This is a genomic window from Grimontia sp. AD028, from assembly GCF_000973155.1.
Lineage (GTDB): Bacteria > Pseudomonadota > Gammaproteobacteria > Enterobacterales > Vibrionaceae > Enterovibrio > Enterovibrio indicus.
The window spans coordinates 1-24,130 of record NZ_LASY01000121.1 but is presented as its reverse complement, the minus strand read 5'-3'; the positions used below and the strand labels follow the sequence as shown (position 1 = coordinate 24,130).

Sequence of the window (24,130 nt, the reverse complement as noted above, 5' to 3'; positions counted from 1 at the left end):
CTTCTTCGTTAAATTCCACGGAAGTAGAACAACTACTCCTCGCGAAATTTGCCTTGAATTGAACGCATTGAAAACCTCTGAATGCGCGCATCTTCGGGTCGTTTGGGTATATGTGGATAAGCGAGGGGCTTTCACCCCTCGGTATTACGCGTTTTACTTGTTGGCTTTAGCGAACTTCGCCAGAAGCACGTTACCGCGCTTAACGGCTTTATCCATTGCATCTTGTGCAGAGGCTTCGCCAGACCAAACGTTTTCCAGCTCTTCGTTGATCACGTCACGGATCTGAACAAAGTTACCGAGGCGAATACCTTTAGAAGCAGGAGTCGGTTCAACAGATGTCATTTGAACAATCGCTACGTCAGTACCTGGGTTTTCGTTGTAGAAACCTTGTTTCTTACTTAGGTCGTAAGCTGCGTGAGTGATTGGCAGATAGCCAGTGAACTGGTGCCAGTCAGCTTGGTTTTCCGCGCTGGACATGAATTTGAAGAACTTAGCGACACCGTCGTAGTCTTTCTTGTCATGGCCTTGCAGTACCCACAGTGTTGCACCGCCGATGATAGAGTTCTGTGGGGTTTTGATCTTAGAGGAGTAGTAAGGCAATGGTGATACGCCAAACTCAAAATCTTTCACGTTGCCTTTAATGCCCGCGTAAGATGCCGAAGAGTTGATGTACATGGCACACTCACCGCTATAGAACAGTGGCGCACTGTCTGAACGGCGGCCACCGTATTTAAAAGTGCCATCTTTTTGCCATTCTGCCAGTTGAGCGATGTGGTCAACGAAGATTTTGTCGTTTATCAGTAACTTGGCATCAGTGCTGTCAAAACCATTGTTAGCGGTTGCGATTGGTGCATTGTGGCGCGCACCGAAGTTCTCGATTTGTGTCCAGGATTGCCAGCCCGTGGTGAAACCACATTTCGCACCGTTTGCCAGCAGCTTATCTGCTACGGCATCCATTTCTTCCCACGTTTTTGGTGGCTCGACACCGGCTTTAGCGAACAGATCTTTGTTGTAGTAAAGCACAGGTGTGGAGCTGTTAAACGGCATGGAAAGCATGTTGCCGTCGCTGTCGGTGTAATAACCGGTTACTGATGCTAGGTAAGCAGAAGGGTCGAATTCTGTTTTGGTGTCTTCCATCAATTGGTAGACAGGATAGATAGCACCTTTTGCGCCCATCATGGTCGCAGTACCTACCTCAAAAACCTGAACAATTTCCGGTTGCTGTTTTGCACGGAATGCGGCAACAGCACCTGTCATGGTTTCTGTGTAGTTGCCTTTGTAGACAGGCTTAACAACGTAGTCGCTTTGGCTTGCGTTAAACTTCTCTGCAATCTCGTTCACTTTTTCACCGAGATTACCACCCATCGCGTGCCACCACTCGATTTCTGTTGCAGCGTAAGATGGGGATGCCAGCAGCAGTGATACAGAGGTGAGTGCTGCTAATTGACCTAGCTTCATGGTTTACTCCTTGTCTGACGAACTTCTATTGCCTTTTTGGGCTTTCCATTTCGAAAGTGTGCTCGCTCGTTCGAGCGGGAAGATAGAGCATATGAGTGCTATGTTACAAATTTGTTATATCACCGTCGTTATTGTGTGTCTTTAGTCGCAAATAAAATGTGTGATTTCCCGCTAACTTAGAGAGCACCGCAAAGAGTAGATAATTGAATTGACAGGATTATTAATTATCGATTTCGAAAATGCGAATTGTGAGCGAGACGCTCGAATCAACAGATTGGGGGAATTGCGCCCTCAGAGTTGAGGGCGCAATAGAGTCACAATTAGAGTTTATCAGCGAGCACTGCGGCGCGAATATGTCGCATGGTCTCGTCGATATCAACGTTATCTTCATTGAAGAAACGACTGATCACATCGAACAGCGCGAATTGGGAAGCTCGGCCAATGGCCATATTGTGGGACAAGCTGGCAACGAGATTATCCGTTGCTGCAGCACGCAGAAACGCCTGCATTGATTCCTGAGCACAGGGATCGAAGTCTTGCATATCAATATCAACGCGGACTGGGATGGAACCTTTACTGAGATTAAACTCCCGCTGGAACTCTGGTTCCAGGATCAGTCTGGCTAGCATCTTCTGCGACTCTGAGGTCTCAGAGGCACCATTTTTGAAGAACACGAAGCTGTCGATGTTGAACGAAAATTGGTTGGCGGTTCCCGGCGCAGGAATGCAAAGAAAGTCTTTTCCTGCCTTCTTGTCTGCTGCGAGAAATTCGCCTTTTGCCCAGTCGCCCATCATTTGCATCGCCGCTTTACCATCGATCACTAAAGACGTGGTATCGCTCCAACTGCGTCCCGGCGAATTAATGTCGGTGTATTGCTTCATCTTACGGAACACTTGAAGTGTTTCCCGCATTTTGTCACTGGTTAACGCGTCGCTGTCTTGTTCGATAAAGGCTTTGTGAAAATCTTCTGTACCTAGAATAGCGAGTGCAATCAGCTCGAACAAAGTGGCTTCTTGCCAAGGCTCGTTACCCAGCGCGAGAGGAATGTAACCTGCCGCTTTGATCTTCTCCGCAGCGTTGAAAAATTCATCCAGCGTTTTGGGAGGCTCAACGCCCGCTTTCTTTAATACGTCTGCATTAGCCCATAGCCAGTTTACGCGGTGGATATTAAAAGGTACCGCCACATAGTGATCATCGACTTTCAGAAAATCGCTGACACGACGAGGCACTAACTCGTTCCAATGCTGTTCTTTGGCGACATCATCCAGTGTGGCGAGAAAACCCAGTTTTCCCCACTCCTGAATTTCAGGACCTTTGATTTGCGCAGCATCTGGTGGATTACCGGAAAGGGCGCGGATGCGAAGCGTATTGATAGCACTTTCGCCGGCACGGCCCGCAACGGCGAAGTCCGTCCAAACGTGGCCTTCACGTTTCATCATTTCTTTGAGTGTATCGACGGAGCGTGCTTCGCCACCACTTGTCCACCAGTGCAGCACTTCGACGTTATTGGTTTCGTTAGCCTGAACAGAGAAAGCGAGGGCTGAGGCAAACAAAAAGGATGGAAAAAATTTCATGAATCAGGTCCTGGGGAATGCGATGTCAATTTGCAGACCGCCTTCCTTGCGGTTGGACAGAATAATTTCACCACCATGTGCGCGAATGATGTTTTTGGCAATACCCAAGCCGAGACCTGTGCCATGTAAATCAGTATGCAAACGGAAATAAGGGTCGAAAACTTTCTTTAGAAAATCTTCAGGGATGCCGGGACCTTTGTCCATCAGGGTGATATCCAGTGATTTTTCACCGTCATGGACATACACCATGACTTCATCACCGTATTTCACACCGTTGTCGATGAGGTTGGTCAGGCAGCGCTTGAATGCAAGAGGTTTGCAGTAGAACGGGCGTAACTGCTCGCCAGTAATGTTCACACGCAGGCGCTGCTGGTTGTGAACCTCTGCAATACTGCTAAGGATTTGGAGCACATCCAACGCGGTGACGTTTTCATGAATATCGGTATCTTTTACCGTTTGCAGCGCACCTTTTACCATGATCTCGAGTTCGTCGAGATCTTTGTTGATTTTCACAGCCTGCACTTCGTCATCAATGAGCTCTGCACGAAGACGCAATCGGGTGATTGGCGTTTTCAAATCGTGGGAAATGGAACCAAACAGTTTTTCCCTGTCGTGCATATAACGCTGAAGTCGCTTTTGCATCAGGTTAAAAGCGCGGGTTACTGTGGTGATTTCACTGGCACCTTCTTCCACCAGTTCTGGCTGTTCTATGTCGGTACTCAGGCGGTTTGCTGCTCGTGCGAGCCGCTTTAATGGTCGGGTCTGATTGCGTATCAACGTAAAGGTAAAGACCAGTAACAGGGTGGTGATCGCAAACAGGAAGACGATTTGGTCTGCGTTAATCAGATCGTTTTCCAGGGTGACATAAGGCGCAGGCAAAATAGCGGCGATGTATACCCATTGCCCTTCGGTGAGCTCTATCTGCACGACGAGAATCGGCGGGTTTAAGGGTTCCAAGCTAAGTGTGTGGTGCGCCCAAGACTTCGGAAGATCAGACAGCAATAAGCTGTTGTTCAGCACGCGCAAGGTTTCAGGGCGGGAAAAATCCACTTTGATTTGATCAACATTGGGCAATTCTTTTTTTAGCACGCTTTCGATGGTGCTAATCGCCTCGAGTTTTGAACGTGTATCCGGAATTGGTGTAATACGAATTTCTTCCGTGTTAAATGACACGAAAAAGCGTGCACCACCCATATTACGGAGTTGGTCCAGAGCGATATGTCGATATTCGAGGGGCAATGACTGGAAGAAGGTAGTGGTGGAAGCAAACATCTGCGCCATGCTTTCAGACGCCGATTTCAAACCTTCCACTTCGCGTTCCTTGGACTGGGTGTACCAGAAGAAACTGGCCACACTTTGTGCAAGGATCACCGACAGTACCGTGAGTAACAAGGTCCGCGAAAGCAGCGAACGCGGCCAGAAGTAAGATTTTAAGTTAAGACTCATAGGTAATGTCTGCGACAAACATGTAGCCGTTACCACGAACGGTTTTGATGATGGTGGATTGGCGGCCGTTATCTTTCAGTCTTTGGCGTAGTCGACTGACCTGAACATCAATGCCGCGTTCTTGAGGTTGTGCGTCGCGCCCGCGGGTCGCGTTAGAAATCGCGTTTCTGTCCATCAGCGAATTGGGGTTTTCAATAAACAGCATCAGCAGGGCAAAATCTGCTGAGGTCATTTCTACTTCCTGACCGGTAACCTGATGATTGAGCCGCTGTGTAACAGGATCCAAGCGCCACTGTGCGAAGCGAATCGCTTTTGGCTTGGACATGGTGGTTTCCTGCAATTGCTGGGTGCGGCGAAGCAGGGCGCGAATTCGGGCAACCAATTGGCGAGGGCTGAACGGTTTGGCGATATAGTCATCCGCACCGAGTTCCAGACCGATGATCTGGTCGGTTTCATCGGAAACCGCAGTGAGCATGATGATTGGAACGCTCGAGTCTTGTCGAACATATTTACACAGCGTGAATCCATCATCACCGGGCAGCATAATGTCGAGAAGGATGAGGTCCGGGTATTGAACGGCGAGTTTCGCTTTCATTTCCTGCCCGTTTTGCGCGGTCATGACATCGTATCCCGCTTTGGACAGATACTCTTGAAGCAGTTCGCGGATTTCTAAATCGTCATCCACCACCAGGATCCGCTTCTGATTAACCATGAAAGGTCTTCCCCTTATTCTCGACAAATATCACGTTATTATCTTAGAGAAAATGTCTTGATTCTAGCGAGGCACGCCCAAATTGAGTGGATGGGATCAAACAAATGGTTGATTTGGACAAAAAAAGAACCCCGGCATTGGCCGGGGTTCTGTACTTTTCTGGGTTCGGATTATTTATCCGAGTTCATTGCGCGGCTGATGCAGTATGCTGCGCCGCCCCAGGTAATGCCGAAACCAATCAGCATCATAATGATTGCACCTGTTGTCATGCGTTTGCCTCCTGTGCGTCTTCTTCTGCTGAATCCTTAGCAGGACGAGATACGATATTTACGATGATACCTACGATAACCAGTGCTGCTGTCAGGCCCCAGCCCAGCATCAGCAGGTCGCTTTGCTCGTAGCCGCCGTAACCTTCTTTGAACGTGTTAACCAGGTTAGTACCGACGATCCAAGCCAGCATCAGTGGGCTTACGAAACGTACACACACTTCCAACCAAGCACCTACAGAGAACTCAGAGACTTTGTTCACGTGGTCACGGATGTCAGACACTTTGATCAACCAGCCCAAGATAACCAGCTCAATCAGACAGCTTGCCAGCAGAGCGACGTTGTTCATGAAGTAGTCAACCAGATCCAGCAGTAGCAGACCGCCGTTGGTTGCAAACGCCATAGAAACAACGAAGCCAGTACCACAAACAACAGAGGCAGCGACTTTACGGCTGATGTTCAGCTTGTCGATAATTGCTGACGTCACCGCTTCAATAATTGAAATGTGTGAGCTCAGACCCGCAACAACCAGTGCCAGGAATAATAGTGGACCAATGATGTAAGGTGCCGGTAGCAGGTTGATAGCCTGAGGCAGCGTAATAAACGCCAAACCTACACCGCCACTAACCACTTCAGTGACCGCTTTACCTTGCTCTTGTGCCATGTAGCCCAAGATAGAGAAGATAAGTACACCGGCCAGAATAGAGAAACCACAGTTGATCAGAACGGTCATGAACGCATTGTTCGTGACGTCAGATTTCTTCGGCAGGTAGCTCGAGTAAGCCAGCATGATGGCAAAGCCAACAGACAGTGTGAAGAAGATCTGGCCGTAAGCCGCTGACCAAACTTTCGCGTCAGTCAGTTTGCTGAAATCAGGCGTGAACAGGTAGTTCAGACCTTCAACAGCACCTGGCAGGAACGCAACGCGTGCAATCAGCAACAGAACCATGATGAAGAGTACAGGCATCAAAATCTTGTTTGCGCGCTCGATACCGCCTTTGATGCCGGTAAATACTGCAGCAAAAGTGATCGCCCATGCGATAGTCATAGGAATTGCGATGTGAAGCTGCCAGCTACCCAGATTACTTGGTGAGTTTTCGCCCAGCTTCAGGTATTCGCTGAAGAAGAAGGCGTTAGTGTCTGTACCCCAGCTTTGATCAAATGCAAAACCGACGTAAGACATTGCCCAGCCGATAACCGCGACGTAGTAAACTGCGATAACAGCAGCGATACCAACCTGGAACCAGCCCAGCCATTCGAACTTAGTGTTCAGTTTTGAAAAGACAACCGGTGCAGAACCACGAAGTTTATGGCCAAGGCCAAACTCCATGATCATAAATGGAATACCCGCGGTCAGCATGGCGAAGAGGTAAGGAACAAAAAATGCGCCGCCGCCGTTTTCGTAAGCCATATATGGGAAACGCCAGATGTTCCCCAAGCCGATTGCGGAGCCTACTGCCGCGAGGATAAATCCAGCGCGAGAGCCCCAGACTTCTCTAGTCATAACTTCTCCTTGTTGGTGATAACACCCGTCCTTTTATGTACGCAGACAACGTCTTGTTGTGCTGCGCTGTGTTATCAGCGTCGACGTGAACAGATTTGAATGGTTTTGTTACTGCTCTGGAAGCGCTTGGTTGCGGGTGCTGATTCAACCATGTTGTGTTTGGAATTTTTTCCCATCACGATTTGGCAAAATAATCTTCTGCCTGTGAGGTTAAAGGCAGATTAAGCATTGGTTTCAACTAAATCAATAGCGTGAATCTCTTATGATCGTGCTGTTTTGATAGTTATCATTCCGCGTAAACGCATACGGATGGTGTGTTTCTGGATGTAAATGACGTATTAATAGTGATATGAACTATTGATGATGTTTCTGTTAGCAGAAAGTTGCGATCTATTTCCCGTGTTTGTTTGAGTGAAAAATGAACAAAAATGCGTATTGGTTCGAATTTGAAGTTTAAACCTTAAAAAGTCGTTAAAACTGCACAAGGTCTTATTGATCACCGATTGGTAATATCAAGGTTGACGCGTTTTATCTAAATCTAATTCACTAAAAAATAAGTTTATTTGCAACTGTTTTCAAAATGATTCCAATAGTTATAGTTAATGGTCTGTTAAATAAAGTGTGGTGGTAAAATGAAGTTTACTGTTCTTTTTTTAGCCAATTGGTGGAGTTTAAGTTCAAATTTTTTCAATCCACCCTTGAGGAAGAAGATGTTTCTATGTGTTTGCTAAGTCTCTCGCAAATACAGCGAAAGATTCTGTAGAGGCTTTGTAGGCAGGGGTTTTGCTTTGTGTCACATAATGAAACATTTGCTTCAATGACTTAACGATCTTAGATAGGAAACTGAATATTTGGCCTTGCAGTGATAATCTCCCTACATTATGTATATGTAACGTAAGTGTTATCGTTAAGGGGTCGGAGAATGGACACTAATTTAAAAATCGCGCTGGTTACCGTTTTTTGTGCATTGAGCGGCATCATTACTTTCGCGACTGTAGCTATCGTTTTCTCATAGCGTTCAGTTGTATAAAAACATTGGCTCTTGGCAAGTGAGAAGGCGTAAGATAACGCCTATTCAATGATGACACCGAGAGGTGCTTGTGAAGAGCCCTAAAGACACTGCCTTTTCAGCGTCTTATCCATCCAACAGCGTTTCCGCTACTCCTGTGAATGACCACACCCTTAAACGCAAAAAACGCATTGCTTTGGTTGCGCAAGGTGGGGGACAGAAAGGCGTCTTCACAGCAGGTGTATTAGACAGTTTTCTCGATGCAGGTTTCGACCCATTTGAAATCTATATTGGTACTTCTGCCGGTGCACTCAACCTCGCTTCTTATATCACCCGTCAACGTGGGTTCGGGCATCATTTCATTACTCAGTACACCACGCACGATCGCTTCTTCAACCTGATGAAGTATGTGCGTCGCCAGCAATTTATGGACTTGGACTGGGCGTTGGAAATGGCAAGCCCAAGCCACCCGGAAGGGCTACGTTTAGAAAATGCACTGACTACCTTGTCTAACCGAAGTGCTTACGCCTGCGCGACGAATACGCACACCCTCGAGCCACAATTCTTCCGTATGTTTGAAGACAACTGGCTTGATGTCATGAAAGCCACTTGTGCGATCCCCATGTTGTATCCCTCAGCGGTGGGCATTAAAGATCAATTCTTTGTTGATGGCGGTGTCACGGGCGCGATTCCCGCAAGAGAAGCGTTCAACCGTGGCGCTGATATTATTGTGGTGATCCGCACTGAGCCTGTTGCTGAAGACAAATCGCCAATGAGTTCTGCTTTTGCAGAAAACTTACGCGGAAGAATGGAAAAGCGGCTTCCTGAATATCTTGCGAGATTGAACATTGAAGATCGCATGGAGAAACTTTCAGAATTCCATGACCAGCTTTCACACCGGTTGGAAGAAATCAGGGAAAGGTATAGGGAAAAGACGCCAGAACCGATTTGGCATCGACTCAAAGACATGATGCCAAAGCACAAAAGCCAGAATGGTGGCCGTTGGCTATTTGGTGGTGATGCGATTTATCGTCTTCATGCTCTGTCTGGCCAGAAGTTGAATGCGGATATGCTGGAAATGCTAACCCGGCATTTTCAAACGTATCAAGAAGCGATTGAATTTATGTCCCATCCTCCCGTCCGGACAGAACTTATTCAACTCGCGCCAAAACAGCCTCTTTCAAGCAGTGCGTTATTGAGTAAGCCTTTCCAACTGGAACACGATTACCAGGATGGTCTCGAAGCGGGACGACATTTCGTTGACCAATATGCAGCGGCGTTCAATGACGTATCATCAGTAACGGGCTAACTTTAAAAAATCACAATGTTTTCAAGGAAGAAAGATTGACTGAATTTGAAAAGATGCAGCAGGGAATGCCTTATAGTCCCGCAGACCCGGAACTTACTCAATTCCGCTATGCATCCAGACGGCTTTGCCAGCAATTCAACACCATTGACCCGGCAGACGTTGATGCCAATGAAATGGTGATTACTAAGCTGTTTGCCATTCGCGGCAAAGGCGTGGTGGTAGAGGCTCCGTTTACCTGCACCTACGGCATGAACGTCAATGTGGGTAACAACGTGGCCTTTGGTCCAAACTGCACCATCATCGACAGTGGACACGTAGAAATAGGGAACAATGTCCTCGTCGGCCCTGGCGTGGGCATATACACCATTACCCAAAGTCTCCTGCCCTTGGAGGTACTGAATGGTGAGATGGAAATTTCATTGCCTATAATTATCGGCAACAACGTTGTAATTGGTGGCAACAGTGTTATCAAAGCCGGGGTATCGATTGGCGAAGGGGTTGTGGTTGAAGCGGGTTCCGTGGTCGAAGGTGATATCGAACCGTTTTCCGTGGTGTCTGGAAACCCTGCAAGCGTGATACGCCGCCTCCGCTGAGAGGTTGGCAGTCCTGTTAGAGTTCTGATACGATTGCCCGCCACAGCGTTAGAATTGTTATATTATAACAATTGCAGTACGAGTATTTTGATATGTATCCGGCGCTTAACACTAAGCGGCTCAACCCGGATAAACAGGGCAGTACCATTCAGCGAAGCTGAATAAAAAGAGAATTGCAGTCGATGGCAAAAGTTAGAGCAAGAGTTCCATTGAACGTGGGTGTAGGTAGTAAGATCCCTGCAGAGATTCTTTCGTTCGAAGGTTTGGGCTCAGATAAAGAGCACGTCGCTATTATCTTCAAAAGTGCAGATCAGCAGCAGGACGCACCGCTGGTCAGAATGCATTCAGAATGCCTGACAGGCGATGTATTCCATTCCTCTCGCTGTGATTGCGGCGAACAACTGGAAGAAACCATTCAGAAAATGGGTGAAGAAGGTGGGGTCATTCTCTATCTTCGCCAGGAAGGTCGTGGAATTGGTCTATACAACAAGCTGGATGCCTATAAGCTGCAAAGCGAAGGCATGAACACTTATGAAGCCAACAATCATCTTGGGTTTCCCGATGATTTGCGTTCCTTTGAAGACGCGGCAGCGATGCTGAAGGCGCTTGATGTTGATACCATCCGCCTTATCACAAACAATCCGAAGAAAATCCGTGAGATTCAGGAGCACGGCATCGAGTTAGAAGATGTCGTTGGTACACAAGCTCATATTAAAGATGGCAATGAAATGTACCTGAAAGCCAAAGTATCACATGGTAAGCATAAGCTGACCATTGATTGATTCCCTGCCGGGTGATGGGTGTAAAAGCAGCGCATTGTCGCTGCTTTTTTGATCTTGAAGATCTATTCTTAGTTGGCGAATAATCAGGCAAACCAATGGTTGCAAATAAGCATTAGTAAAACTAATCCTTTCTATGATTTCTTATCGTGCTTGAATGACGTTTAATTAGTTGTTTGAAGCCTCTCACGACACTAAACTCTGCGAAAAATTAGAGGTGGTGGCGTACTATTCAACGAAAGCGTTAAATATCCCTTTTATCGTCCACTTCCTCGCATAAAAGATTCTTAGTGATTATTTGCTTCCGGGAGTGCTGGTGATGTCATCGACAACGCCTTTATCCAAAATTTTACTCATGATTATCATTCTGGCTGCTGTTGGTCAGATGACCCAGACCATGTATGTGCCTTCCATGGCCATGATGGCTGACAGTTTTGCTGTGCCGCCAGCATGGCTGCAAGCTGTCATGGCGTGCTACTTGATCCCTTACGGTCTCTCCCAGTTTATCTATGGTCCGTTGTCTGATCGCTTTGGTCGTAAACCCATCATTCTTGTCGGTTTGGCGATTTATCTTGTTGGTACCATCGTGACGCTCATGGCGCCAAGCTTCAGCATTTTCTTGCTGGGCAGCGTGATTCAAGGTGCTGGTATTGGTTGTGGTGGCGCTATGGCGCGTACTCTGACTCGAGACTGTTTTGACGGTAGCCGTCTTCACAAAGCGAACAGCCTGGTCAGCATTGGCCTGATTTTCTCGCCGCTAATGGCACCTGTGATTGGGGGCTTACTGAGCACCTATTTTGGCTGGCAGGCGAGTTATGGATTCTTGTTCGTGTTGGCGGCCGTGGTGTGCTTGATCATGTCGCTGTATTTTCAGGAAACATTGCCGCCTGAAGCACGCCGCCAAGACTCTGTGTTGAAGAGCTATCACCATGTGATGAGTAACCGCCAGTTTCAGGGTTACTTAATCTGCCTGATTGCGGTTTTCTCTGGTATCTCAGTGTTTGAAGCGGCAGCTGGGGTGTTATTAGGAAGCACGCTGGGTCTGAGTGCGACGACAGTAAGCCTGTTATTCGTGCTGCCTTTGCCAGGTTTTATGGCAGGCTCTTGGCTTTCAAGCGTGATCGAGCAGCGAATGTCATCAGGGAAATCTCTGCTGGTAGGTTCGGTGATCTTGTTAGTGGGCGCATTGACCGTTGTGATCCCTGGCTATTTTGTCACTGTGACCGTTGAGGCTCTGATTGGCGGTGCATTTATTTACTTCATGGGCGCGGGTGTCCTTTTCCCTGCGGCAACCACAGGTGCTATCTCGCCGTTTCCACGTCATGCAGGCACGGCGGGTGCGGTGATGGGCGGTGTTCAAAACATGAGCGCAGGCTTGTTTACCTTGTTGGCGGCGCAGATGAACGTGAATGATCAGTTCTCGCTGGGCGCAATTTTGCTGGCTATGGCAGTGGTATCAGGACTGGGTTTGCTGCTGTGTCGCCGTCAGAATATGGCGCCGGATACACCAGTGACGGCGCTATCAGACTAGGGCGCTGTAAAGTAGAAAATACAGACGAAATTGATAAAAAGGCAGGAAATCCAACAGGATCTCCTGCCTTTTTCTGTTTTGAACTCTCCTGATAGAGATCAAAGCAAATATGGAAATATTAGATTTGTTTATTTAGTAATTGCTACGAACATCAAATTGGTGCAATGTGTACCGCCTGTAGCGGAGTCATAGAGGAAAAGGAGGGCCTGAAACTCCCGCTTTGATAACGATAAAGGCGGTAAACACACAATGAATGCAAGCAGACAGTCTGAGTGGCTGGGTCATCCTCGCGGTCTGTTCCTCCTCTGTGGTACAGAGCTTTGGGAACGCTTCTCCTTTTACGCAATGCGCGCCATTCTGGTGCTTTACCTCACAGATAAAACCATTAACGGCGGTCTCGGTTGGACAACACAAGACGCGCTGAATCTCTACGGTATTTACACCGGACTTGTTTACCTGACGCCTGTTCTTGGCGGCTGGATTGCAGATAATTTTCTTGGCCAACGCCGATCCATCATTATTGGTGGCGCTCTTATGGCGATTGGACAGTTCACGTTAGCTTTGCCAAACAGCGTGATCGACCCGTTTGAACTGCAGGCTTTTTATGTTGGCCTTGCCTTCCTGATCATCGGTAACGGCCTATTTAAGCCCAACATTTCAACCATGGTGGGACACCTCTATAAAGATGGGGATAACCGTCGCGATGGCGCATTCACCATCTTCTATATGGGTATTAACCTGGGTTCGCTGCTTGCGGGTATTATTGCCGGCACCGCATCCTTGCATTACGGATGGAAAGCTGGCTTCCTTTGCGCGGGTATCGGGATGTTGCTATCACTGGTTATCCAGTTGTTTTTTGCAAACCGCTATTTGGGCAACATCGGTATTGAACCCGCGGCAAAAGTACATCGCGACAAGAGTGGCAGCCAAGGAAAACAACCGCTGACAAAGATTGAGCGCGATCGCCTGAAAGTGATTGTCGTGATGAGCCTGTTTGTCATCATCTTCTGGGCAGGCTTTGAACAAGCGGGCGGCCTGATGAACATCTATTCGCAGGAATACACCAACCGAATGCTGGGTAGTTTTGAAGTGCCTGCGGCCTGGTTCCAGTCGTTGAACCCAATGTTCATCATCATTCTTGCACCTTTGCTGGCAGTATTCTGGCGTCGACTGGGTGCCAACGAGCCAAGCTCGCCAATCAAATTCGCGATGGCTATGGGCTTTCTGTCGCTGGGCTTTGTCTGCATGGTGGGTGCGGCAATGCAGCAGGGCGGCGATATGTCAGTAAAAGCCTCAATGTGGTGGCTGGTAGGCGCATATTTCTTCCACACGCTGGGTGAGCTGTGTCTGTCTCCAATTGGTCTTTCCCTGATCACTAAACTGGCGCCGCTTCGCCTGATGTCTGTAATGATGGGAACCTGGTTCTGTGCGAACGCAGTGGCTAACTATGTGGCAGGTTTTATTGGCAGCCATGTGGGTGACGCTGGCCCATTGGCTATTTTCGGCGGTATTGCAGCGACATCTGCCATTGCGGGTTTGCTGCTTATCCTATGTTCAAACAAGCTGGTGGACTGGATGCATGGTGCGGAAGGAAACATACAGGATTCTGACATAAGTTTGACAGAAGAAGATGCAACCATCGCCTAGTATTTACTAAGTCATTCGTATGTCTGAAAAAGCCATCTTATGATGGCTTTTTTGTATGTGTCCTCTTACAGGCCAGCAAAAACGTCACATACAGCATACGGTATCATACCAATTTCCCTCGACAGTACTGCTTTTTACGTAGTGCTTTTCTAATGCCTATTCATTTTTTCTTAAACACCGGCTCATCCCTCGTCCACCCGTAGCCTTATATTCTGATTAATTCCCTTTGGAACGCTTGCTGAGCGGTCATCTTTCAGCCAACCTGACTACGCATTTGCATAGTGGTGCCGATGATTTTGTTGTGCACAAGGCGCCCATTTTTTCATGCCTATTAATAGGACAACTATTCGGAGTTAAAGCCAAACCTGTTGTGAAACAGGGACGGAAAGTTACGGGTCTCAGGTTTATGGTGGTACTGAGATGGCTGGACCGCCTCTAAGCTTGGTTAGCTAAAAGAGGGACAGACAATGTCGGATTTTATCGGAACAAATAACGCAGACACCATCAACGGCACACTTGGAGATGATTACATCGAAGGTAGAGACGGCAACGACGTTATCTACGGTGATGTGGGTGATTCAACGGGTACGGGTTATGTTGGTGCTGTTTTTGTCATGGGAGCGGATTTTTCTGCATCCAGCGGTGAGTTTCATACGTTTAACTTTCCACCAACACTCAATTTCTCTGGTTCAACGACAACCGCGACATTTAATGATGACGACGGAAAATTGAACGGCGATGACAACTGTAATGAGTATTCAGATGATTCAACTCAGTCGGTAGAAATTGGTGGCCAAGAGTTCAACGTTAACGTCGACTACCAACTCCAATATTGTGATTCTGCAGGCAACATCTATACCTTCGCAGTGGTTGATATCGATGCGGACAATTCTGGTAATCACTACAACAACGTTGGTGAAAACGGCAAGATCCTGATTCAAACCGATGGCCCAGAAATCACTTCGTCTACTGATCTTACTTTGGTACCTAACTCTTACCAAAACATCAGCAGCCTGGATTACTCTTCTTTCACTTCTCCAGAAACTGTCGATCCAAGCGTTGGTGGTGATGACGTTATCACTGCGGGCAATGGCGATGACACCGTTTATGGCCAAGGCGGTAATGACTACATCGAAGGTGATAACGGCCAGGACGAGATTTACGGCGGTGATGGTGATGACATCATCTACGGAAACACAGCGGCTCCAAACTTCAGCGATGACCCATGCGTCAATGTTTTCCAGATGGGTGCTGATTTCACCATGCCGAATGGTGGTGAGTTCCATACTTTCTGTTTCCCACCAAAGCTGTCTTTCGACGGTGGTTCAACGAAAGTCACTTTCCAGGATGATGATGGTTACCTGAATGGCGATGATTACTGCAATGAGTACTCTGATGACAAATCTCAGACCGTAACCATTGACGGTAATACCTATGCGGTCAATCTGGATTACACCCTGCAGTACTGTGATTCTGAAGGCAACATTTATCAGTTCGCTATCCTGGATGTGGACTTGGATGGCAACGGCCACCACTACAACAACCTGAACGAAAATGGCAACCTGCTGCTGCAATTGAGCGGTCCAGCTATCACAGACATGACTGACCTGTCTCTGGTGCCGAATTCTTACTGCAACATCAGCTACATCGATTACAACAGCATCTCAGAAGACACCACTCAGGTTTCTAACGATGAAGATTACATCGACGGCGGTGCAGGTAACGACACTATCTACGGCCAGTGGGGCGACGATGTTATCTACGGTGGCGAAGGTGATGACGTTATCTACGGCGGTACTTATGGCCATCAAACCATTGAACTGGATCGTGGCCAAGATGGCTACTGGGATATCAGTAGTGGTGACGCTGTCACGCTGGATCTGTCCAGCATCACCTCAAGCGCATCATACAACAACAGCGTGGGTTACTACGTATTGGATGAAAATGGCAACGTGCTGAAAGCGGTGATTATGGCGGATAACGCCAAGTTGGATAACGAAGCGCAAGCGGTTATCGACGTGGAAGGCGCAGATCGTCTTGGTCTGTTCATCATCCCGGATGGCGACACCAAAGGGTTTAACGAAGGTGAAGTAACACTGAGTTTTGCTAGCGGTAGCCCAGTCTTTGGTCAGGGTAGTCTGTCTGCCGGCGGCTATGTGTCTGAACAAGGTAAAAACGGCGACCGTCAGGATCATGAAATCAACTCTGGCGAGAACTCTTGCTGGGAAGATCTGTGGTGTCTGGGCGACAAAGACTACAATGACGTGGTCATGAAAGTTAACGCGACTCAAGTTATTGAAGAGAGTGACGCTGACACCATCTACGGTGGTGAAGGTAACGACACGATTTTTGGTGGTGACGACGACGACCACATCATGGGTGGCGTTGGTGATGACCTTCTTTACGGTGGCGAAGGCGACGACGTGATTGAAGGTGGTGAAGGTAACGACCAACTGTTTGGTGGTTTGGGCAAAGATACACTGTTGGGCGGTGCGGGTGATGACCTCCTGCACGGTGGTCCAGGTAACGACGTCACTATCGATGGTGGTGAAGGTGTTGACTCTTATCGTGGTAGCAACGGTGATGATGTGCTCATCTTCGGTCAGGACGACTTTGTTGGTTTGACCACTACTGCCAATGGTGAAGTGATCAACCAGCACATGTACTACGGTGATACCGGCTTCGATACCATGCTGGTCAACGGCGATGCCATTGTGGACTTCACGGGTGTGGCTTATCAGTCAGATTCAAGCGTTACTGGCAACGTGATGGCGCAGATTGAAGCAGTGATTGGTGATGAAGGTAACCAAATTCTGACTATCAATCCAAATGCTATCGAGGCGCAGTCTGACGTGCCAGCTGGCGAAGACTTGGGCACACCTGACGATTGGGACGGCTTCATTGCTCACTTGGGCGCTGGTGATGACGTTTTCGACGTATCTGGTGTTCCTTGGAACTTTGTTGAAGACGGTACAGTGAACGCACCGATTTCAGCAGAGATGATCAGCTTGATGGGCCTGACCGATACCCAGGTTGGTGAGTTGAATGCGTACGTGTTCGAGCATGATTACCTGGATCGCACCATCACTATCTGGACAGATGCAGAGACAGTGACCCTTAACGGTAACGATCTGTTCTAAGTTGTACGGTTAAACGGAAAGGGCGGCCTTATGGCCGCCCTTTTTTATTGCAATGTCAGATGCCAGGTTCGTTTTCCAGATACAACACGGTGGCAGCAACACGGGATTCCACCCCCAACTTCTTCAAAAGGTTCTTCAGGTGCACTTTGACTGTCGCTTCTGAGATATACAACGTTTCCGCTATTTGCTTGTTCCTGAGCCCTTTTGCTACCTGATGAAGGATTTGCATCTCGCGTTCAGTCAGTACGCTGAGTGGTGAAGTCTGATCACGACTCTGGTTGAGAAATTGACGAACTTGGTCGCTGTAAGCTTTTTCGCCGGTCATGGCGAGTTTTAGCTGATCGACCAACTCTTCCGGCTCACCGTCTTTGAGAAGGTAACCATCTGCGCCGGCCTGCACAATGGCGTGAATATCGCTGGGGCTATCAGAAACCGTGAGAATAACGATGATAGAAGTACAACCGTCGTTCCTCAGCGCTTTCAGCGTATCGAGACCAGAGAGACCTTTCATGTTGAGATCGAGAATAACAAGATCTGGTTCATTGCGTAGGACTTCGGCAATGGCGTCTGCGCCATTGCTGGCTTCCGAAATAGCAGAAAATTCCGGTTCAAATTTCAGTAGCTGTGAAAGACCCTTTCTCATCAGAGGGTGGTCATCGACCAGCAATACGCTCCATGTTTCCATGTGAAAGTCACTCCGTGTTAGTTAAGGTCAAAGGTCAGTGTGACCTGACACCCCTGGGAAGGTGCCGTAGTAATTTTTAGTTCGCCACCCAGCATCTCCGAACGTTCCTGCATGATATTCAGCCCGTAATGATCAGGCTTTTCTTCCCGCAATGAAAATCCAACGCCATCATCTATGATTTCGACACATGCTTGATGATTGTGTTGGAAGCAACGCACCTGTATGTGCTGTGCATTGGCATGCTTGATGGCGTTTGAGCACGCCTCACGGATGATTTGAAGTATATGCATCTGGCGCTGCGCATCCATCGACAGCGTATCCATGTCCGCTTTCACCGTCAGTTTTGCATCGGTTTGTCCCTGTAAGGCATCAATCATTTCCCTGAGAGCAAGGCCAAAATCCGCATGTGTTAAAGAGAGTCGGAACGCGTTCAGAAGCTCACGCAGTTGGTCGTAAGCAATACGCAGTTGCTCGCTAATGTCGTCTGCAATCTCTTTGCAGTCTGGTGCATCAACCGCTTTAAGGTGACGTTTCAGTAAACTGGTTTGAATTTTTAAGTAAGACAGGGATTGAGCAATGGAGTCGTGTAGCTCCCGAGCCAAAGTGGCGCGCTCTTCCATCACGGCCAAATGCATCGCCTGTTTCTGGGCGTGATTGTAGTAAACGCCACGGGCGAGAATCGAGGCCAAATTGGCAAGCAGGGCATGGTCAACAAGTGTCTTATCACCTTGCCATCTGAGCGTTCCCAGTTTGTCTCCATCCAGCTCTAGTGGCAGAGCATGCCATTCAAGCCCGGTAGGCGTTCCGGCTGAGAGTTCCCAGTCTGTCTGGTTTTCGTTGTGAGCTTGCAATGCCAGCGCTTCTACGCCGTCAGCTTTCAAAGTGATGGCTAAGATTTTCTCGAAGCTCTCCCGCGTAAGGAAGGTGGAAGAAAGTTGGGTTGAACAATCATATAGCACATTGAGTGACTGGTTGGCTTTGGTGATCTTTTGGGTTTTGCTCTCAATTTTCTGCTCTAGGTTGCTATACAGGCCTTTTAGTTCGTTAGCCATCAAGGCGAAGCTGTTGGAAAGCACACCCAATTCGTTGTTCTTAACAGGCGGTAATTCGGCATCAAACTCGCGGTTTTGAATCTTCTGGCTGGCTTTCACCAACATGTTGAGAGGATTCACGATATGACGTTGAGTGTAGTGAATCAGAAACAACACCAACGCCAGAATCAGCCCAAGACCGACACTTCCGACCATGGCGAGCACTTGCAGTTTGTTTTCTGAGTGCTGCTGAAGGGCATATACAAAACGGTCGATGTCATTCACAAATAAACCGACTTGCTCAACGTAGAAGCCTCTATCTTGGCTCTCAAGCTCTGGGCGAAGTAGAACCCAGCGAGAGATGAGCGAGTTATAACGTTCTCGGATTTCCATGGGCACGGCGAAGTTATCCAGAATAACGAGTTCCGGAGAAAGCAGCGACGCTTCGAAGTTTTCGATATGCTCAGGCAGGCGAGGGGAGTCCAGTACGATGTCGTAAGCAATTCTGTAGCTTTGCATTCGCAATGAGCCAGAGGTATTGATGGCCGCTGCGTCATTCAGGCTGGAAGCAAAGGTAAAGATTGCAAAACCCGTGATAATCACCGCGAGAAACAACATGCCAATAAGAGAACGGGCGACGATAGTGGTAACAGATTGTTTTACAGCTATATCTTTCTTTTGAGCATTCATTTTAAGATTCAAGCTTACGGTTTTGATTTCATAATGTGAGCTATATCAATTCGATAAATTGATCTAGCGCAATACCACCCCCTATATACCCCCTAAGAGGTATATATACACCTCTCATTTCTTCATAACGTGGCCTTAATTAAGAAGTAGCTCATGAAATATGAGCTTTAAGGATTAAGGTCCAAGATGGTCGATACTCGTCGCCGATTCTTTCTGAGAAGCACCGCTAAAGCAAAGGCTCAGCCTTTGCCATGGATTGCTGATCGCGACAATTTCACTGATCAATGTACCCGTTGTGGTGATTGCATTCGCGCTTGCGAAGAGCAAGTGATCATAAATGGGGACGGTGGCTATCCATCTATCGATTTTTCAAAAGGCGAATGCACCTTCTGCTATGCCTGCGCTGACCACTGCCCGGAGAAACTATTCCGCTCAGAAAATGAGAAACCGTGGGAGCAGGTCATCACCATCAAGGATACCTGTCTTACCTACAAAGGCGTGGAATGTCGCAGCTGCAGTGATGCGTGTGATACGCGCGCCATCCGATTCCAACTGACACAAGGGCAAGTCGCCCAACCTCAATTTAACCTACAGGACTGCTCTGGCTGTGGTGCATGCATCTCGCCTTGTCCTGTCAACGCCATCGCCATGGAGAACACTGGCAATGAATGAATATCACGTAAGCAGTCTGGTGGTTCACGCTGCGGCTGAACAAATAGAAAGCGTTACCTCAGAGATTGAAAAGATCCCCGGCGCGGAAGTGCCAGCTTCCAGTGAAGTTGGAAAGCTGGTCGTGGTGATTGAAGGCGAAAGCCGTGGCGGTTTACTGGATAAATTTGAACAGATTAAAGCGTTGCCTGGCGTACTGGCAGCGACACTGGTTTTTCATCAGGTCGAGGAAGAAGAGCCTGATAATGCATTGGAAGGAGTGGGACAATGAACCTAACACGACGTAAATTTTTGAAAGCAAACGCCGCTGCTGCGGCTGCAAGCGCAGCAGGCGTAACCTTGCCCGTTTCAATCGCGCAAGCTGCGGGATCTGATGAGCAGGTAAAATGGGATAAAGCGCCTTGCCGATTTTGCGGCACTGGCTGTGGCGTATTAGTAGGCACTCAGAATGGGCGTGTTGTTGCGTCTCAAGGTGACCCGGAAGCCCCGGTTAACCGAGGTTTGAGCTGCGTGAAGGGCTATTTCCTGCCAAAAATCATGTACGGAAGCGACCGTCTGACCCAGCCTTTGCTGCGTAAGAAAGACGGCGTTTACGACAAAAACGGTGAATTCACCCCGGTTAGTTGGGATGAAGCACTGGATTTAATGGCAGACAAGTTCAAAACCGCTATTCAGCAAAACGGCCCAACCACAGTGGGTATGTTTGGCTCAGGTCAGTGGACGGTTTGGGAAGGCTATGCCGCAGCGAAGCTGATGAAAGCGGGTTTCCTGTCAAACAACATTGACCCGAATGCGCGTCACTGCATGGCATCCGCGGTAGTAGGCTTTATGCGTACCTTTGGTATGGATGAGCCAATGGGTTGCTATGACGACATCGAGCAAGCCGATGCGTTCGTGCTGTGGGGCTCAAACATGGCGGAGATGCACCCAATCCTATGGACGCGTCTGGCAGATCGACGCTTGTCCGCAGATCATGTTAAAGTCGCCGTGCTTTCCACCTATGAACACCGCAGTTTTGAGCTGGCAGACAACTGCATTATCTTCACGCCACAGACTGATCTGGCCATTCTGAACTTTATCGCCAACTACATTATTAAAAACGATAAAGTCGACAAATCCTTCGTTGAAAAACACGTGAACTTCCGCCAAGGCGCGACCGATATCGGTTATGGCTTACGCCCAACGCACCCTCTGGAGAAATCCGCTGCGAACGCTGGCAGTGGTGCGTCGGAAGCAATCGACTTTGACACCTTCGCTAAATTTGTTGCTGATTACGACGTGAAGTCGGTTTCTGAGCTTTCAGGTGTGCCGGAAGATCAACTGATCGCACTGGCTGAACTGTATGCCAACCCGGAAACCAAAGTGGTTTCTTACTGGACCATGGGTTTCAACCAGCACACCCGCGGTGTATGGGCAAATAACCTTTGCTACAACATTCACCTGCTGACGGGCAAAATCTCCAAGCCGGGTTGTGGTCCGTTCTCACTCACCGGCCAGCCTTCTGCCTGTGGTACCGCGCGTGAAGTGGGGACTTTTGCTCACCGTCTGCCTGCAGACATGGTGGTGGCGAACCCTAAGCACCGCGCCATGGCAGAGAAAATATGGAAACTGCCGGAAGGTACCATTCCGCCGAAACCGGGCTACCACGCGGTTCTGCAAGATCGCATGCTCAAAGACGGCAAGCTGAATGTGTACTGGGTAATGTGTAACAACAATATGCAGGCAGGCCCGAACATTAACGAAGAGCGCTTGCCGGGCTATCGAGACCCTCGCAACTTCATCATCACGTCAGACCCATACCCAACGGTAACGGCAATGGCGTCTGACCTTATTCTGCCTACGGCAATGTGGGTAGAAAAAGAAGGTGCCTACGGTAACGCAGAGCGTCGTACTCAATTCTGGTACCAGCAAATCAAAGCACCAGGTGAGGCGAAATCTGACCTATGGCAGATTGTTGAACTCTCCAAACGCATCAAAGTTGGCGAAGTGTGGCCTGCTGATCTGGTCGCGAAAATGCCGGAGTACAAAGACAAGACTCTGTTCGACATCCTGTTTGCTAACAGTCAGGTGAACGAATACAAGCTGGATGAAATCCCGGCTGACCGCCTGAACGACGACGCGCGTGATGCTGGCTTCTACATCCAAAAAGGTTTGTTTGAAGAGTACGCGGCATTTGGCCGAGGCAAAGCACACGACCTTGCACCTTTCGAAACCTACCACCAGGCTCGTGGCCTGCGTTGGCCAGTGGTCGATGGTAAAGAAACCCTGTGGCGCTACGCAGAAGGTCACGATCCGTATGTGAATGCCGGAGAAGGTTTTGCGTTTTACGGCAAACCTGACAAGAAAGCAGTCATCTTCGCACTGCCTTTCGAACCTGCTGCAGAAGAGCCGGATGAAGAATACGACCTGTGGCTGTCAACCGGACGTGTGTTGGAACACTGGCACACAGGCACCATGACCCGCCGCGTCCCTGAGCTCTATAAAGCCTATCCAGATGCCGTGGTTTACATGCACCCGTTGGATGCCAAACGCCGTGGTCTGCGTCGTGGTGATGCGGTGAAAGTGATTTCCCGCCGTGGCGAGGTGGCAACGCATGTTGAAACACGCGGACGAAACCGTGTGCCGGAAGGGCTGGTATTCATGCCGTTCTTCGACGCCGGACAGCTGGTTAACAAGCTGACATTGGATGCAACTGACCCGCTTTCTAAAGAAACCGACTTCAAGAAAGCGGCTGTGAAGATTGTAAAGGCGTAACGACTTATCCGGGCTGTGCTGTGGGAACGCCCCGCAGCACACTGAAAGAATTTGATTCGAAAGGATCCGACAATGAAAAAGAAAATCTCCATTTCCCTGATTGTTGCGGCATTGCTCAGTTCTGTCGCCATCGCTGAAGTCACATCACTACGTGGCAATCAGGAGATAGGCGCGAACAACGAAGTGCCAAAAATCAAAGCGGTACCTAAACATCAGGAACGCTTTGCGCTGAACTATGTTAACCAGCCGCCGATGGTTCCCCATTCGGTCGACGGTTATCAGGTCAACCAATCCAACAACGCGTGTCTGCAGTGCCATGATGTGGATGTTTACCGTAAAACCGGCGCACCGCGCGTCAGTCCAACCCACTTTATGGATCGTGACAACAAGGTGCTGACGGAAGTGTCACCACGTCGTTATTTCTGTCTTCAGTGCCATGTTCCACAAGTGCAGGCTGAAGCGCTGGTTGAGAACGAGTTTGTTCCAGCCGGTAAGTTTGGCCAGTAGGAGGTGATGATGAAACTACCGGGATTCATCACCAAATTCTGGACCTGGTTCAGAACGCCGAGCGGCTTGGCTATCGGCACGGTGCTGACACTGGGCTTTGTTGCGGGGATCATTTTCTGGGGCGGTTTTAATACCGGCATGGAAATGACTAACCGCGAAGAGTTCTGTATCGGCTGTCATGAGATGCAAGACAATGTGTATCAGGAATATGTCGGTACCATTCACTACAGCAACCGAAGCGGTGTAAGGGCGACGTGTCCTGACTGCCACGTGCCTAAAGAATGGGGTCCGAAAATGGTGCGAAAAATCCAAGCGAGTAAGGAGCTTTATGCAAAAGCGTTTGGTATTGTTGATACACCTCAAAAATTTGAAGATCACCGACTGGAAATGGCAACCCGAGAGTGGAACCGAATGAAGGCAAACGACTCTCAAGAATGTAGAAACTGCCACAATTTCGAGTTTATGGATTTCAGCGCCCAGAAATCAGTGGCGGCGAGTGTGCACGACAAGGCGGAAGAAGCAGGGCAGACTTGCATCGACTGTCACAAGGGCATTGCGCACAAGCTGCCAAGGAACCACGACGCGTCAAAAGATTTTCAGTTTTAACTTGCCAACGGGCCAGCGGTCGTTTTTGCTGGCCCCCATTTTTTTCTAGGGGCTGTTGACCTTTGGTGGTTAAATTTTGTTCTCGCTATAAGCGTTTTAGGCGCGGCGAGGTGTGTGCCGCCTAGTCATTCTAAGCAAATACACCTCAACAAAGCATAAAACGCTTAGGGCAGAACCCTCCGGGCAGCGTTTGTGGGGAATTTCTGCTGCGTTATCGGC

20 protein-coding genes and 1 riboswitch are annotated in these 24,130 nt (G+C 48.6%); of the genes, 12 read left to right on the top strand and 8 right to left on the bottom strand.

Annotated elements, in window-relative coordinates; translation table 11 throughout:
• Nucleotides 1-153: 153 nt before the first annotated feature.
• From ugpB to RN22_RS20925, 6 genes are all read right to left on the bottom strand, one after another.
• Nucleotides 154-1,458: a sn-glycerol-3-phosphate ABC transporter substrate-binding protein UgpB gene (gene ugpB, locus RN22_RS20945; protein ID WP_046307401.1), complete on the bottom strand. Its 1,305-nt coding sequence runs from the start codon at nucleotides 1,456-1,458 to the stop codon at nucleotides 154-156.
• 320 nt (nucleotides 1,459-1,778) lie between these two features.
• Nucleotides 1,779-3,032 (bottom strand): ABC transporter substrate-binding protein, encoded by a 1,254-nt coding sequence (locus RN22_RS20940; protein ID WP_046307399.1) that lies wholly within the window; start codon nucleotides 3,030-3,032, stop codon nucleotides 1,779-1,781.
• A gap of 3 nt (nucleotides 3,033-3,035) precedes the next feature.
• Nucleotides 3,036-4,478 carry an ATP-binding protein gene (locus RN22_RS20935; RefSeq protein ID WP_039850251.1) on the bottom strand — a complete coding sequence of 481 codons (1,443 nt, stop codon included), beginning with the start codon at nucleotides 4,476-4,478 and terminating at the stop codon, nucleotides 3,036-3,038.
• On the bottom strand, nucleotides 4,468-5,190 hold the full coding sequence (locus tag RN22_RS20930) for a response regulator (RefSeq protein WP_046307397.1): 723 nt from the start codon (nucleotides 5,188-5,190) through the stop codon (nucleotides 4,468-4,470). Before RN22_RS20930 ends, RN22_RS20935 begins: the two co-directional genes overlap by 11 nt.
• Before the next feature lie 170 nt (nucleotides 5,191-5,360).
• A complete protein-coding gene (locus RN22_RS25040; RefSeq protein WP_152442386.1) occupies nucleotides 5,361-5,459 on the bottom strand; it encodes a MetS family NSS transporter small subunit in 99 nt (32 codons plus the stop codon).
• Entirely contained in the window at nucleotides 5,456-6,961 is a 1,506-nt protein-coding gene (locus tag RN22_RS20925) for a sodium-dependent transporter (protein WP_002540236.1), read from the bottom strand. Before RN22_RS20925 ends, RN22_RS25040 begins: the two co-directional genes overlap by 4 nt.
• Before the next feature lie 922 nt (nucleotides 6,962-7,883).
• Between RN22_RS20925 and RN22_RS25035 the strand changes: the two genes are divergently transcribed.
• From RN22_RS25035 to RN22_RS20895, 7 genes are all read left to right on the top strand, one after another.
• Nucleotides 7,884-7,976 carry a YnhF family membrane protein gene (locus tag RN22_RS25035; protein ID WP_152442387.1) on the top strand — a complete coding sequence of 31 codons (93 nt, stop codon included), beginning with the start codon at nucleotides 7,884-7,886 and terminating at the stop codon, nucleotides 7,974-7,976.
• A gap of 85 nt (nucleotides 7,977-8,061) precedes the next feature.
• Nucleotides 8,062-9,279 carry a patatin family protein gene (locus tag RN22_RS20920; RefSeq protein WP_002540237.1) on the top strand — a complete coding sequence of 406 codons (1,218 nt, stop codon included), beginning with the start codon at nucleotides 8,062-8,064 and terminating at the stop codon, nucleotides 9,277-9,279.
• 35 nt (nucleotides 9,280-9,314) lie between these two features.
• Complete coding sequence (locus RN22_RS20915) at nucleotides 9,315-9,872, top strand: sugar O-acetyltransferase (protein ID WP_002540238.1); 558 nt, start codon at nucleotides 9,315-9,317, stop codon at nucleotides 9,870-9,872.
• Between the two features lie 182 nt (nucleotides 9,873-10,054).
• Entirely contained in the window at nucleotides 10,055-10,654 is a 600-nt protein-coding gene (gene ribA / locus RN22_RS20910; RefSeq protein WP_002540239.1) for a GTP cyclohydrolase II, read from the top strand.
• A gap of 316 nt (nucleotides 10,655-10,970) precedes the next feature.
• Nucleotides 10,971-12,182 (top strand): multidrug efflux MFS transporter EmrD, encoded by a 1,212-nt coding sequence (gene emrD / locus RN22_RS20905; protein WP_046307394.1) that lies wholly within the window; start codon nucleotides 10,971-10,973, stop codon nucleotides 12,180-12,182.
• A gap of 249 nt (nucleotides 12,183-12,431) precedes the next feature.
• Nucleotides 12,432-13,829, top strand: a complete 1,398-nt coding sequence (locus RN22_RS20900) for a peptide MFS transporter (protein ID WP_046307392.1) — start codon at nucleotides 12,432-12,434, stop codon at nucleotides 13,827-13,829.
• A 348-nt stretch (nucleotides 13,830-14,177) separates the two neighbouring features.
• Nucleotides 14,178-14,266, top strand: a riboswitch (cyclic di-GMP riboswitch).
• 30 nt (nucleotides 14,267-14,296) lie between these two features.
• Nucleotides 14,297-16,969: a DUF4114 domain-containing protein gene (locus RN22_RS20895; RefSeq protein ID WP_046307390.1), complete on the top strand. Its 2,673-nt coding sequence runs from the start codon at nucleotides 14,297-14,299 to the stop codon at nucleotides 16,967-16,969.
• Between the two features lie 55 nt (nucleotides 16,970-17,024).
• On the opposite strand, the gene RN22_RS20890 is transcribed toward RN22_RS20895, so the two are convergent.
• Nucleotides 17,025-17,654 carry a response regulator gene (locus tag RN22_RS20890; protein WP_002540244.1) on the bottom strand — a complete coding sequence of 210 codons (630 nt, stop codon included), beginning with the start codon at nucleotides 17,652-17,654 and terminating at the stop codon, nucleotides 17,025-17,027.
• Between the two features lie 17 nt (nucleotides 17,655-17,671).
• A complete protein-coding gene (gene narQ / locus RN22_RS20885) occupies nucleotides 17,672-19,375 on the bottom strand; it encodes a nitrate/nitrite two-component system sensor histidine kinase NarQ (RefSeq protein ID WP_046307388.1) in 1,704 nt (567 codons plus the stop codon).
• 186 nt (nucleotides 19,376-19,561) lie between these two features.
• Between narQ and napF the strand changes: the two genes are divergently transcribed.
• From napF to napC, 5 genes are all read left to right on the top strand, one after another.
• Complete coding sequence (gene napF, locus RN22_RS20880; RefSeq protein ID WP_046307386.1) at nucleotides 19,562-20,047, top strand: ferredoxin-type protein NapF; 486 nt, start codon at nucleotides 19,562-19,564, stop codon at nucleotides 20,045-20,047.
• Nucleotides 20,040-20,315, top strand: coding sequence for a chaperone NapD (locus tag RN22_RS20875; RefSeq protein WP_046307384.1), 276 nt, complete (start codon nucleotides 20,040-20,042; stop codon nucleotides 20,313-20,315). The genes napF and RN22_RS20875 overlap by 8 nt, the downstream gene beginning before the upstream one ends.
• On the top strand, nucleotides 20,312-22,798 hold the full coding sequence (gene napA, locus RN22_RS20870; protein ID WP_046307382.1) for a nitrate reductase catalytic subunit NapA: 2,487 nt from the start codon (nucleotides 20,312-20,314) through the stop codon (nucleotides 22,796-22,798). Before RN22_RS20875 ends, napA begins: the two co-directional genes overlap by 4 nt.
• 72 nt (nucleotides 22,799-22,870) lie before the next feature.
• Complete coding sequence (locus tag RN22_RS20865; protein ID WP_046307380.1) at nucleotides 22,871-23,305, top strand: nitrate reductase cytochrome c-type subunit; 435 nt, start codon at nucleotides 22,871-22,873, stop codon at nucleotides 23,303-23,305.
• Nucleotides 23,306-23,311: 6 nt separating this feature from the next.
• Entirely contained in the window at nucleotides 23,312-23,911 is a 600-nt protein-coding gene (gene napC, locus RN22_RS20860; RefSeq protein ID WP_204366355.1) for a cytochrome c-type protein NapC, read from the top strand.
• Nucleotides 23,912-24,130: the final 219 nt, after the last annotated feature.

What these genes read in the sequence shown, in the direction of transcription:
- ugpB (WP_046307401.1), bottom strand. Translation starts at nt 1,458, where the DNA reads ATGAAGCTAGGTCAATTAGCAGCACTCACCTCTGTATCACTGCTGCTG.
- RN22_RS20940 (WP_046307399.1), bottom strand. Translation starts at nt 3,032, where the DNA reads ATGAAATTTTTTCCATCCTTTTTGTTTGCCTCAGCCCTCGCTTTCTCT.
- RN22_RS20935 (WP_039850251.1), bottom strand. Translation starts at nt 4,478, where the DNA reads ATGAGTCTTAACTTAAAATCTTACTTCTGGCCGCGTTCGCTGCTTTCG.
- RN22_RS20930 (WP_046307397.1), bottom strand. Translation starts at nt 5,190, where the DNA reads ATGGTTAATCAGAAGCGGATCCTGGTGGTGGATGACGATTTAGAAATC.
- RN22_RS25040 (WP_152442386.1), bottom strand. Translation starts at nt 5,459, where the DNA reads ATGACAACAGGTGCAATCATTATGATGCTGATTGGTTTCGGCATTACC.
- RN22_RS20925 (WP_002540236.1), bottom strand. Translation starts at nt 6,961, where the DNA reads ATGACTAGAGAAGTCTGGGGCTCTCGCGCTGGATTTATCCTCGCGGCA.
- RN22_RS25035 (WP_152442387.1), top strand. Translation starts at nt 7,884, where the DNA reads ATGGACACTAATTTAAAAATCGCGCTGGTTACCGTTTTTTGTGCATTG.
- ribA (WP_002540239.1), top strand. Translation starts at nt 10,055, where the DNA reads ATGGCAAAAGTTAGAGCAAGAGTTCCATTGAACGTGGGTGTAGGTAGT.
- emrD (WP_046307394.1), top strand. Translation starts at nt 10,971, where the DNA reads ATGTCATCGACAACGCCTTTATCCAAAATTTTACTCATGATTATCATT.
- RN22_RS20900 (WP_046307392.1), top strand. Translation starts at nt 12,432, where the DNA reads ATGAATGCAAGCAGACAGTCTGAGTGGCTGGGTCATCCTCGCGGTCTG.
- RN22_RS20895 (WP_046307390.1), top strand. Translation starts at nt 14,297, where the DNA reads ATGTCGGATTTTATCGGAACAAATAACGCAGACACCATCAACGGCACA.
- RN22_RS20890 (WP_002540244.1), bottom strand. Translation starts at nt 17,654, where the DNA reads ATGGAAACATGGAGCGTATTGCTGGTCGATGACCACCCTCTGATGAGA.
- narQ (WP_046307388.1), bottom strand. Translation starts at nt 19,375, where the DNA reads ATGAATGCTCAAAAGAAAGATATAGCTGTAAAACAATCTGTTACCACT.
- napF (WP_046307386.1), top strand. Translation starts at nt 19,562, where the DNA reads ATGGTCGATACTCGTCGCCGATTCTTTCTGAGAAGCACCGCTAAAGCA.
- RN22_RS20875 (WP_046307384.1), top strand. Translation starts at nt 20,040, where the DNA reads ATGAATGAATATCACGTAAGCAGTCTGGTGGTTCACGCTGCGGCTGAA.
- napA (WP_046307382.1), top strand. Translation starts at nt 20,312, where the DNA reads ATGAACCTAACACGACGTAAATTTTTGAAAGCAAACGCCGCTGCTGCG.
- RN22_RS20865 (WP_046307380.1), top strand. Translation starts at nt 22,871, where the DNA reads ATGAAAAAGAAAATCTCCATTTCCCTGATTGTTGCGGCATTGCTCAGT.
- napC (WP_204366355.1), top strand. Translation starts at nt 23,312, where the DNA reads ATGATGAAACTACCGGGATTCATCACCAAATTCTGGACCTGGTTCAGA.